This is a genomic window from Micromonospora sp. S4605 (assembly GCF_003176715.1).
GTDB lineage: Bacteria > Actinomycetota > Actinomycetes > Mycobacteriales > Micromonosporaceae > Micromonospora > Micromonospora echinaurantiaca.
In genome coordinates, this window is record NZ_QGSW01000318.1 from 1 (window position 1) to 11,189 (window position 11,189).

Genomic DNA, 11,189 nt, shown 5'->3' on the forward strand with positions numbered 1-11,189 from the left:
ACGCCGGACGCCAGGCAGAGGGTCGCGCCGGCCGCGATCAGCGCCGCCGGGCGCCGCCGCTGCGGCCGGAGCGCCTGACCCCCGTTCATCAGGTGGTACGCCGCCGGCGCAGCAGCACCAGCCCCGTTCCGGCGATCACGGCCCCGGCCAGCCCGAGCAGCGGATACGCCGACCGCTCCGAACGCTCCGGCCGCGCGGTGCCGCCCGCGCCGGTGTCCACGCCGCCGGCCGGCACGACGGAGCCGCCGCGGGCGTCCTGGCGCAGTTCGGCGGTGAGCCCGCCCCGCTTCGCGTCGAGCACCAGCAGCGAGTAGACCCCGCCGCCGGTCAGGTCGACCTCGGCTTCGGTGGTCGGGCCGCCGACGCCGCCGAGGCGCAGCCGCCACCGGCCCGGCTCCAGCTCGTGGTAGTCCGTGGTGGTGGCGAACGGCACGCCCTCGGCGATCCGTGGCCCGTCGGCGGCCGCCACGTCGAGCACTGGGGCGCGTACCGAGGCCTGCACGACGCGGAGCTTGGTCCGGCCGGGCGGCGGCGCGCTGAGGTCGTCGTGCAGCACCCGCAGCCCCAGGTCGGCGTGCCGCCCCACCCCGGCCACCGTGTACGCCGCGCCGGTGCTCACCGCCACCTCGGTGGTGAGCACCGGCGGTTCGTCGGCGGGTGCGCCCGCCTCCCGCATGGCCACCGCGTACCGCCCGGCCGGCAGCGGGAGGTACTGGGAGACGACTCCGTAGCCGACGGCCGGAAAGACCTGCGGCTCCGGCCGGTCGGGAGCGGCCAGGTAGACGTCCACGGCCGGGGTGTCGGGGGAGAGGTGCGCCAGCCGGACGTACCCCACGGTCGCCGCGCGGACCGTGACGGTGCCGGCGGTGCCGGCGGTGCCGGCGGTGCTGGCGGTGGCGGCGGTGGTGGTGGTCGCGCCGGCGGCCGGCGCGGCGGTGGTGGTCAGTCCGGCGATGAGCAGGAGCGTTCCGACGCCGGCGAGCAGGCGGCGCGGCGCGGTGCGGAGCAGGTGCATGTCGCCTCCGGAGTGGACGGTGCGGACGCGTCCGGACGAGAGTCCCGTGAACGGGACTGCGGCGCAATTCTCGCGCCTCCGACACGCCGGGATTCCGCCCGATCACCCTGCGTCCGCGAGCCTCGGACAGCCGGCGGTCGGCGGAAATCGCCAGAGGCGGGCGGCGCGCCGCAGGATCTTTCCATCATCGATATTTAGTGATATCTATCTCGCACCGATCCTCCTACCCCCGGAGCGCGACGTGCGGAGATCCCGTCTGGCAACCCTCGCCATCAGCCTGGTCACCACCGTGGCCGCCACCCTCACCATCGCGGTCGGCCCGGCCCAGGCCGCCCCCGCCGACCACTACGTCGCTCTCGGCGACTCGTACTCCTCCGGCGTGGGCGCCGGTAGCTACACCGCCGAGAGCGGCTCCTGCCAGCGCAGCACCAACGCCTATCCGGCGCTCTACGCCGCAGCCGTGCGGCCGGCGTCGTACCGCTCGGTCGCCTGCTCGGGCGCCACCACCAGCAGCGTCGTCAACACCCAGCTCGCCGCGCTGAGCGGCACCACCACGCTGGTCAGCGTCACGGTCGGCGGCAACGACGTGGGCTTCGCCAACATCATGACCACCTGCGTGCTCTACGGCACGACCGAATGCGTGGCGGCCGTGCAGGCGGCCGAGGACAAGGCCCGCGCCGAGCTTCCCGCCCTGCTGCGTACCGTCTACACGGGAATCCGCAACCGGGCGCCCTCGGCCCGGGTGGTGGTTGTCGGCTATCCAGTCTTCTACCAGCTCGGCACGGTCTGTGTCGGACTCAGCGCCACCTCGCGGGCGAAGATCAACGAGGGCATCAACCTGGTCGACGACATCACCCGCAGCGCTGCCCAGGCGGCCGGGTTCACCTTCGCCGACGTCCGGTCCCAGTTCGTCGGCCACCAACTGTGCAGCTACGGCGAGAAGTGGCTGCACGCCCTCAACTTCGCCAACCTCGGCATCTCCTACCACCCGACGGCGGCCGGGCAGTCCGGCGGCTACTACCCGGTCTTCCGCTCCGTCGCCGGCTGACGCCGGTGGCCCACGGGGGCGTGGTCGAAAGCGGCCACGCCCCCGCCCGGCCGTGCCGCCACCGCCGGTGACGCGCCCTCGGCTGCGGGTCCGCCGGGTATTGGTCGCTGTCTCCGGATCGGCCGGGCGTGCCGTGGGTGGGGCGGGTAGTCCCGGGCGGGCGCGATACCTCAGCGTCATGAAAATACCGCTGAGTCATCACGCCGCCGGGGGACTGGTCGGCGTCGCCCGTGGTGCGGCCCGGTCGCCCGCACGCGCGTTTCGGCGATGTGGTGGCATCCCTGGCCAGCGGACACCCCCACATCGCCGAAAGGGTGTGGATCACCCGGGAGCAGCGGCCGGTGACTCGGACGCGGGACAGCGCGGTCAGGCCGCGTCCGGCAGCACCTTCTCGATCGCGGCGCGCAGCTCGGCGGAGTCGGGAGTCACCGTCGGGGCGAACCGGGCCGCGACCGTGCCGTCCGGCGCGACGAGGAACTTCTCGAAGTTCCACCGCACGTCGCCGGTGTGGCCGTCGGCGTCCGGGGTGGAGACCAGGGCCGCGTAGAGCGGGTGCCGGGCCGGGCCGTTGACGTCGACCTTCTCGGTCAGCGGGAAGGTCACCCCGTAGTTGACCTGGCAGAAGTCGCTGATCTCGGCGGCGGTGCCCGGCTCCTGCCCGGCGAACTGGTTGCACGGGACGCCGAGCACCACCAGGCCGCGTTCGGCGTACTCCTCGTACAGCGCCTGGAGGCCGGCGTACTGCGGGGTGAGGCCGCAGCGGGAGGCGACGTTGACTACCAGCAGGGCCCGGCCGCGGTAGCGGGCGAGGTCGGCCGGGCCGCCGCCGAGGGCGTCGATCGGGGTGTCGAAGACGGTCATGCGCCGAGGCTACGCGCTCGGATCACCCGCCGGTCAGCCTCCCCGACGGCGCGCCGGAAATCGAAACATGCACATCTTGACGAAGTGATGACGTCGTGAGTAGCGTCTCAGCAATCATTTTGGAAAGTTTCCTAACTGTTTGGGGAGACGCCACATGAAGAGATCGCTCCGCCGGGCCCTCTGGGCCGGCGCCGTGGTCGCCGTCACCGTCGCTACGGTGCCGATGGCCTCGGCGTTCGGCGCCGGCACCGTCACCACCACATTCACCAAGGTGCAGGACTGGGGGACCGGTCACGAGACCAGGGTGACGATCACCAACGGCTCGGACGCCTCGGTCAGCACCTGGCGCATCGAGTTCGACCTGCCCGCGGGCACCAGCATCGGCAGCTCCTGGGACGCGGACGTCACCCGCACCGGCGACCACTACGTCGCGGTGAAGAAGAGCTGGGCCGGGCCGCTCGCCCCCGGGGCCAGCTTCAGCTGGGGCTACAACGGCACCGGACCGTACCGGGCCCCGCTGAACTGCACCATCAACGGCGCCCCGTGCGGCGGCGGCGCGCCGCCGACCACCACCCCGCCTGACCCGGGCGGCAAGAAGGTCGTCGGCTACTTCGCCCAGTGGGGTGTGTACGCCCGCAACTACCACGTCAAGAACATCCACACCAGCGGCTCGGCCGCCAAGCTGACCCACATCCTGTACGCCTTCGGCAACACCACCGGCGGCCGCTGCACCATCGGCGACAGCTACGCCGACTACGAGAAGGCGTACACCGCGGCGGACAGCGTGGACGGCGTCGCCGACACCTGGGACCAGCCGCTGCGCGGCAGCTTCAACCAGCTGCGCAAGCTCAAGAAGATGTACCCGCACCTGAAGGTGATCTGGTCCTTCGGCGGCTGGACCTGGTCCGGCGGCTTCACCCAGGCCGCGCAGAACCCGGCCGCGTTCGCGGAGAGCTGCCACAACCTGGTCGAGGACCCGCGCTGGGCGGACGTCTTCGACGGCATCGACGTCGACTGGGAGTACCCGAACGCCTGCGGCCTCACCTGTGACAGCAGCGGCCCGAACGCGTTCAAGAACCTGGTCAGCGCGCTGCGCACCCGGTTCGGCTCGTCGGCGCTGGTCACCGCGGCGATCACCGCGGACGGCAGCAACGGCGGCAAGATCGACGCCACCGACTACGCGGGCGCCGCGACGCACCTCAACTGGATCATGCCGATGACGTACGACTACTTCGGCGCCTTCAACGCGCAGGGCCCGACCGCGCCGCACTCCCCGCTCTACTCCTACCCGGGGATTCCGCAGCAGGGCTTCTGGTCCGACGCGGCGATCCAGAAGCTCAAGAGCAAGGGCATCCCGTCCAACAAGCTCCTGCTCGGCGTCGGCTTCTACGGCCGGGGCTGGACCGGGGTGACCCAGAGCGCGCCGGGCGGCACCGCCACCGGCCCCGCCCCGGGCACCTACGAACAGGGCATCGAGGACTACAAGGTGCTCAAGAACAGTTGCCCGGCGACGGGCACCGTCGGCGGCACCGCGTACGCCAAGTGCGGCAGCAACTGGTGGAGCTACGACACCCCGTCGACCATCAACGGAAAGATGACGTACGCGAAGAACCAGGGCCTCGGTGGCGCGTTCTTCTGGGAGCTCTCCGGTGACACCGGCAACGGCGAGCTCATCGGCGCCATCAAGGGCGGTCTCGGCTAGGCCGCAGGCCGACGCACCACCCACACGGCGGGGAGGGACCACGCACCGGTCCCTCCCCGCCCGGCGCGTTCCGGGCGCGCCTGGCGGCCGGCCCGGCGGGTCCGTGTGACAGACTCGCGGCTCGATGGCCCGTCGACGGAGGTGGCGATGCGCGTGACGCACCGGAGGCTGGCGGCGACCGCCGCCCTGCTCGCGACCCTGCCGTTTGCCCTGCTCGGCTGCGGTCTGATCAAGGAAGACGACCCGGCGGCCAAGCCCGGCCGGGCGCCCGCCGAGGAGGCGAGCGCGCGGGCCCGGGAGCGGGTGCAGGCGTACCTCGACGCGATGACCGCCAAGGACGTGGCCGCCGGGCGCAGCCAGTTCTGCGCGACCGCGCACGAGAGCTTCGACGCCGCCGCGACCGGCCCGAACGGTGACTTCGCCGACCACTTCCAGGTGCCGCAGGCGGAGATCACCGACGTCCGGCCCGGCCCCCGGGGGCAGGAGGTCAGCACCTCCGTCTCGATCACCGCCGGTTCCCGCAAGGCCACCCGGCCGCTGCTGTTCACGGTCACCCGGGACGGCGCCGACTGGTGCATCGCCGCCGAGGAGCCGGGCGGGCACACTCCGGCCCCCGCGGTCACGCCCTGACCTGCGGGTGGGTGAGACACCTCTCACCAGCCGGAACCGTGCCCCTCGGCGGTCGGCGGCCCCGGCGGTCGCCGTACGCTTTCTGGCATGCGCCATGAGTGGCACCAGCTGAGCCATCCCGCCGTGGGCAGCCCCGGCCTGCAGACCAGCCGTCCGACCGTCGACTCCGCCGAGGACGCGGCCCTCGGTCTGGACCGTTGGCGGGAGCTGCCCCGGGCGCAGACCCCGCCCTGGCCGGACCCGGCCCAGGTCGCCGAGGTCTGCAAGGTGCTCGACGTCGTCCCGTCGGTGGTGGCGCCGTACGAGGTCGACCAGCTCCGGCAGCGGCTCGCGCTGGTCTGCGAGGGCAAGGCGTTCCTGCTCCAGGGCGGCGACTGCGCGGAGACCTTCGCCGACAACACCGAGAGCCACCTGCTGGCCAACGCCCGCACCCTGCTCCAGATGGCTATCGTGCTCACCTACGGCGCGTCGTTGCCGGTGGTCAAGGTGGCCCGGGTCGCCGGCCAGTACACCAAGCCGCGCTCGCTGCCGACCGACGCCCGGGGCCTGCCGGCCTACCGCGGCGACATGATCAACTCGCTGGAGGCCACGCCGGAGGCGCGGGTCGCCGACCCGCAGCGCATGATCCGGGCGTACGCGAACTCGGCCGCCGCGATGAACATGCTCCGCGCGTACCTGGCCGGCGGGCTGGCCGACCTGCACGCGGTGCACGACTGGAACAAGGGCTTCGTCAAGAACTCGCCGGCCGGCGAGCGCTACGAGGCGATCGCCCGGGAGATCGACCGGGCGCTGGCGTTCATCCGGGCCTGCGGGATGACCGACGACGAGGCGCTGCGTACGGTCACCCTCTACTGCTCGCACGAGGCCCTGGCGCTGGAGTACGACCGGGCGCTGACCCGGGTCTCCGACCGCCGGGCGTACGGGCTGTCCGGGCACTTCCTCTGGATCGGCGAGCGCACCCGGCAGATCGACGGCGCGCACATCGACTTCATCTCCCGCATCGCCAACCCGATCGGCGTCAAGCTCGGCCCGACCACCACCCCGGACGAGGCGATCGAGCTCTGCGAGAAGCTCAACCCGGACAACATCCCCGGCCGGCTGACCCTGATCAGCCGGATGGGCAACCACCGGGTCCGCGACGCCCTGCCGCCGATCGTTTCCAAGGTCACCGCGGCCGGCGCCAAGGTGGTCTGGCAGTGCGACCCGATGCACGGCAACACGCACGAGTCGTCCAACGGCTACAAGACCCGGCACTTCGACCGCATCGTCGACGAGGTGCTCGGCTACTTCGAGGTGCACCGCGGCCTGGACACCCACCCCGGCGGGCTGCACGTCGAACTCACCGGCGAGGACGTCACCGAGTGCCTCGGCGGTGCCCAGGGCATCGAGGACCTCGACCTGCCCGACCGGTACGAGACCGCCTGCGACCCGCGGCTGAACACCCAGCAGTCGCTGGAGCTGGCCTTCCTGGTGGCGGAGATGCTCCGTGGCTGACGTGAGGAGTGAGCTCGCGAGCCCCGCGGCCGCGAGCGAGGACATGATCGTCGACCTTCGTTCGGACACGGTGACCCGGCCGACCGCCGGGATGCGGGAGGCGATGGCCACCGCCGAGGTCGGCGACGACGTCTACGGCGAGGACCCCACCGTCAACGCGCTGGAGGCCGAGGTCGCCGCGCTCTTCGGGCACGAGGCGGCGCTGTTCGCGCCGAGCGGCTCGATGGCCAACCAGATCGCCCTGCAACTGGTGGTGCCGCCGGCCAACGAGCTGCTCTGCGACGCCGACGCGCACGTGGTCACGTACGAGATCGGCGCCGCGGCCGCGTACGGCGGAATCTCGTCGCGGACCTGGCCGGCGGTCGGCGCGGACCTCGACCCCGACGTGGTCGCCGCCATGATCCGGCCGGACGGCTACTTCGCGGTCCCGACCCGGGCTATCGCGGTGGAGCAGACCCACAACCGGGGCGGGGGCGGGGTGATCCCGCTGGACACCCTGCGGCAGCTGCGTCGGGTCGCCGACGACGCGGGGGTCGCGCTGCACTGCGACGGCGCCCGGATCTGGCACGCGCACGTCGCCGACGGCGTGCCGCTGGCCGAGTACGGCGCGCTCTTCGACACCCTGTCGGTCTGCCTCTCCAAGGGGCTCGGCGCGCCGGTCGGCTCGCTGGTGGTCGGCAGCGCGGAGAAGATCGAACGGGCCCGGTGGATCCGCAAGCGGATGGGCGGCGGCATGCGTCAGGCCGGCATCCTGGCCGCGGCCGGCCGGTACGCCCTCGCGCAGCACATCGACCGGCTCGCCGAGGACCACGCCAGGGCGGCCCGGCTGGCCGAGGCGATCGCCCCGTTCGGGGTGCTCGCCAGCCGGGTGCGCACCAACGTCGTGCCGCTCGACCTGACCAAGGCCCCGCTGGACGCGCACGCGCTCGCCGCCGCCGCCCGCGCCGAGGGGGTGCTGGTCTCCGTGCTCGGCCCGCGCACCGCCCGCCTGGTCACCCACATGGACGTCGACGACGCCGGTATCGACCGCGCCGTCACCACCCTCACCGGCATCCTCCGCGCCTGACCACCCGCCCTCGGTCACGGACAGAGTGGCTGTTCCGCGCGGAACAGCCACTCTTACGCCGAAAGCGCCCGGTGCTCAGGGGTGGAGGCGGGTGAGGGTGGCGATGTCGGCGGCGTGGCCGACGTGCTTCTCCGTCGGGGTCTCCACCACGATCGGCAGACCGGCGGTGGCGGGGTGGCGCATGAGCTCCGCGAACGCCGGTTCGCCGATGGTGCCCTTGCCGATGTTCTCGTGCCGGTCCCGGGTCGAGCCGCACAGGTCCTTCGAGTCGTTGGCGTGCACCAGCTTCAGCCGGTCGGCCCCGACCGTCGCCACCAGGGTGTCCAGCGTCGCGGTCATGCCGCCCTCGGCGGCCAGGTCGTGCCCGGCGGCCCAGGCGTGGCAGGTGTCGAAGCAGACCCCGAGCCAGGGGTGCCCGTCCACGGCGTCGAGGTAGGGCCCGAGGTGCTCCACCCGGGAGGCGAGCGACCGGCCGCCGCCCGCGCTCGGCTCCACCAGCAGCATCGGCCCGCCCTCGGCGGCGGCGCCGTCCAGCAGCGGCAGCAGCGTCTCGCGGACCTGCCGCATCGCCGCCTCGGCGTGCCCGGCGTCCACCGCGCTGCCGGCGTGGAACACCACCCCGCGGGCGCCGATCGCGGTGCCCCGGCGCAGCGCGTGGGCCAGCGTCAACGCCGACCGCTCGACCGTCGCGGCGGTCGGCGAGCCGAGGTTGACCAGCAGCGAGGCGTGGATGAAGACCGGTACGTCCCGTTCGGCGCAGCCGTCGCGGAACAGCGCGTCCTGCACCGGGTCACCCGGCGGCAGCGCCCAGCCGCGGGAGTTCGAGACGTAGACCTGCACGACCTCGGAGCCGGCCGCGTCCAGGTACGGCAGGACCGCCTTCGCCAGGCCGCCGGAGGTGGGCGTGTGCGAGCCCACCCGCCGGCGCCCGTCGGGTTGCGCCGCGGTCATCACAGGCACCCGAGGGTGACCTGGGTGCCCGGCGGCACCTGGCTGTTCTCGTTCGGGTTCTGGAAGCGCACGATGCCGTTCGGGTTGAACTGCACAGCGACCGGGAAGCCCTGGCTCTCCAGCAACTGCTTGGCCTGCGGGCAGGGCAGGTCGATCACCCGGGGTACGACCGTCAGCGGCGGGCCCTTGCTGACCTCCAGCTTGACCTGGGTGCCCTTCTCGACACCGGTGCCGTCGGACGGGCTCTGCCCGAGGATCTCGTCCCGGGGCTTGTCGGAGTCCTTGTAGTTCTCCACCGGCACCAGGCCCAGCTTGGTCAGGGTCTCCCGGGCCTCGGTGAGGCTCTTGCCGACGAGGTTCGGCACCGAGACCGGGGCCCGGCCCTTGCTCAGGATGAGGGTGACCTTGGCGCCCGGTTTGACCTCCGTGCCCACCTTCGGGTTGGTGTCGATGACCACTCCCGCCGGCAGGTTGTCGTCGTAGCGCGACGCGCCCTTGACCGCCACCAGCTTGAGGTTGACCAGATCCGCCTCGGCCAGTTCGAAGTCCTTGCCCACCACGTCCGGCACCGGGAACCGCTCCGGACCCAGGGAGAGGGTGAGGGTGATCGTCCCGCCCTTGACGATCCGGGTCGCCGAGGCCGGATCCTGCACCAGCACGGCGTCCTTCGGGACCTGCTCGTCGTACCGTGGCTCGGCGTACACCAGGGTGAAGCCGGCGCGCTCGGCCTGCGCCTCCGCCTCGGCCTTGGTCAGGCTCACCAGCTGCGGGGCGACCGTGTAGCGGCCCACCCCGAACCACCATCCGGTCAGGGCGGCCACCAGGCCGAGCACCACCACCGCCGCGGCGACGGCCTGCCGGCCGCGCCGGTCGGCCATCACCCGGGTGCGCAGCGCCACCAGCCGGGACCACAGGTCCTGCCCGTCCTCCGGGGCGGCCCGCCGCCGGCCGGTGCGGGGTCCGCCGTCCTCGGGCAGCCGGGCCCAGGCCGGCCGCTCGGCCGGCTTGACCGCCGCGACCACCATGGTCGGCTGGGCCACCGGCGGCTCGTCGGTCACCCGGCGCAGCACGGCGGTACGCGTGTTGGGGTTGCCCAGGTCGTCCCGGGCCACCTGCACTTCGGCCAGCAGGGCGCCGGCGTCGGTGGGCCGGGCGCCCGGGTCACGTCGGGTGGCCCGGCCGACCAGGTCGTCGAGGACCTTCGGCAGACCGGGCACCAGCGTCGACGGCGCCGGTACGTCCTGGTCGACGTGCTGCCAGGCGACCTCCACCGGGCGGTCCCCGTCGTACGGGACCCGGCCGGTGAGCATCTCGAACAGCACGATGCCGGCCGAGTAGACGTCGGTGCGCGGGTCGGCGTGCCCGTCGGTGACCAGCTCCGGCGCGACGTACGCCACGGTGGCCATCAGCTGGTTGCCCTGCGTCTCGTCGGCGCTCGCCTCGACCGCCCGGGCCAGCCCGAAGTCGGCCACCTTGACCACGCTGTCGACCAGGTTCGCCACGCCGCCGGTCGGCGCCTCGGCGACCAGCACGTTCTCCGGTTTGACGTCCCGGTGCACCAGCCCGGCCCGGTGCGCGGCGGCGATCGCGGCGAGCATCTGCTCGAAGATGGCCAGCGCCTCGTCCGGGTTGAGCCGGCGCCGCTCGGCGAGCACCTCGCGCAGGGTGCGGCCGCGCACGTACTCCATGACCAGGTAGGGCAGCCCGTTGTGGGTGCCCTGGTCGTAGACCGCCACCACGTTGGGGTGGGTGAGCCGGGCGATGGTCTTCGCCTCGTCGGTGAACCGCTCGAGGAACCCGGCCAGGCGGGCCCGCGCCTCCGGGGCCTGGGTCGGATGAATGATCTTGACCGCCACGGTGCGCTCGAGGCGCTCGTCGGTGGCGGTGTACACGGTCGCCATGCCGCCACGGGCCACGCGACCGCGAATGCGGTAGCGCCCGTCGATCAGCGAGCCCAGCAACGTGTCGGCGACCTGTGTGTCCATCGGCAGGGAGTCTATGTGTCCGGAGGGTGAAGGTTGAACAGGATGCTACAGCCGGGGCGCGAGCACACCGCTGCCCGCCGCGCGCCACCTGCGGAGATGGCCCGCCCGGGGTGCCGTTGACGCAGGCCGGGCGGGGCATGGCAGGGTGGTCGGGTGACCGACTCCGTACCCGCCGACCGGGCCGTGCCCGGCCTCGACCTCGCCGGCCCGGCCGACCCGGCCGACTGGCTGACCCTGCCGGACGTCGCCGAGCGCCTCGACGTGTCGATCAGCAAGGTGCACCAGATGGTCCGGGACCGGGAGCTGATCGCGGTCCGCCGCGACGGCGTCCGCCGGATCCCGGTGGACCTGGTGGCCAACCGTACGGTGCTCAAGCACCTGCCCGGCGTGCTCACCCTGCTGGCCCTGTCGCTTATACACATCTGACGCTGCCGACG

Annotated in this window: 9 protein-coding genes and 1 pseudogene; 6 read left to right on the top strand and 4 right to left on the bottom strand. The window is 72.9% G+C overall.

Annotated features, from left to right (window positions below):
* Window positions 1-88 precede the first annotated feature (88 nt).
* Window positions 89-1,015, bottom strand: coding sequence for a DUF4397 domain-containing protein (locus tag DLJ47_RS28260; RefSeq protein ID WP_109904455.1), 927 nt, complete (start codon window positions 1,013-1,015; stop codon window positions 89-91).
* Window positions 1,016-1,256: 241 nt separating this feature from the next.
* Between DLJ47_RS28260 and DLJ47_RS28265 the strand changes: the two genes are divergently transcribed.
* Window positions 1,257-2,063: an SGNH/GDSL hydrolase family protein gene (locus DLJ47_RS28265; RefSeq protein WP_109904457.1), complete on the top strand. Its 807-nt coding sequence runs from the start codon at window positions 1,257-1,259 to the stop codon at window positions 2,061-2,063.
* A 366-nt stretch (window positions 2,064-2,429) separates the two neighbouring features.
* Here DLJ47_RS28265 and DLJ47_RS28270 read toward each other — a convergent pair whose 3' ends face one another.
* Window positions 2,430-2,924: a glutathione peroxidase gene (locus DLJ47_RS28270; RefSeq protein ID WP_109904459.1), complete on the bottom strand. Its 495-nt coding sequence runs from the start codon at window positions 2,922-2,924 to the stop codon at window positions 2,430-2,432.
* Window positions 2,925-3,078: 154 nt separating this feature from the next.
* Between DLJ47_RS28270 and DLJ47_RS28275 the strand changes: the two genes are divergently transcribed.
* From DLJ47_RS28275 to DLJ47_RS28290, 4 genes are all read left to right on the top strand, one after another.
* Window positions 3,079-4,626: a glycosyl hydrolase family 18 protein gene (locus DLJ47_RS28275; protein WP_109904461.1), complete on the top strand. Its 1,548-nt coding sequence runs from the start codon at window positions 3,079-3,081 to the stop codon at window positions 4,624-4,626.
* Window positions 4,627-4,773: 147 nt separating this feature from the next.
* Entirely contained in the window at window positions 4,774-5,256 is a 483-nt protein-coding gene (locus tag DLJ47_RS28280; RefSeq protein WP_109904469.1) for a hypothetical protein, read from the top strand.
* Between the two features lie 87 nt (window positions 5,257-5,343).
* Window positions 5,344-6,750, top strand: coding sequence for a class II 3-deoxy-7-phosphoheptulonate synthase (locus DLJ47_RS28285; protein ID WP_088992723.1), 1,407 nt, complete (start codon window positions 5,344-5,346; stop codon window positions 6,748-6,750).
* Between the two features lie 46 nt (window positions 6,751-6,796).
* Complete coding sequence (locus tag DLJ47_RS28290; protein ID WP_109904471.1) at window positions 6,797-7,816, top strand: threonine aldolase family protein; 1,020 nt, start codon at window positions 6,797-6,799, stop codon at window positions 7,814-7,816.
* A 75-nt stretch (window positions 7,817-7,891) separates the two neighbouring features.
* Here DLJ47_RS28290 and DLJ47_RS28295 read toward each other — a convergent pair whose 3' ends face one another.
* Together DLJ47_RS28295 and pknB are read right to left on the bottom strand one after the other, a co-directional pair.
* Entirely contained in the window at window positions 7,892-8,767 is an 876-nt protein-coding gene (locus DLJ47_RS28295; protein ID WP_109904463.1) for a deoxyribonuclease IV, read from the bottom strand.
* Window positions 8,767-10,752, bottom strand: a complete 1,986-nt coding sequence (gene pknB / locus DLJ47_RS28300; protein WP_109904465.1) for a Stk1 family PASTA domain-containing Ser/Thr kinase — start codon at window positions 10,750-10,752, stop codon at window positions 8,767-8,769. The genes DLJ47_RS28295 and pknB overlap by 1 nt, the downstream gene beginning before the upstream one ends.
* Window positions 10,753-10,905: 153 nt before the next feature.
* On the opposite strand from pknB, the pseudogene DLJ47_RS28305 reads away from it, so the two are divergent.
* Window positions 10,906-11,157, top strand: a pseudogene (locus tag DLJ47_RS28305) (helix-turn-helix domain-containing protein); the annotation flags it as partial.
* Between the last annotated feature and the right edge of the window lie 32 nt (window positions 11,158-11,189).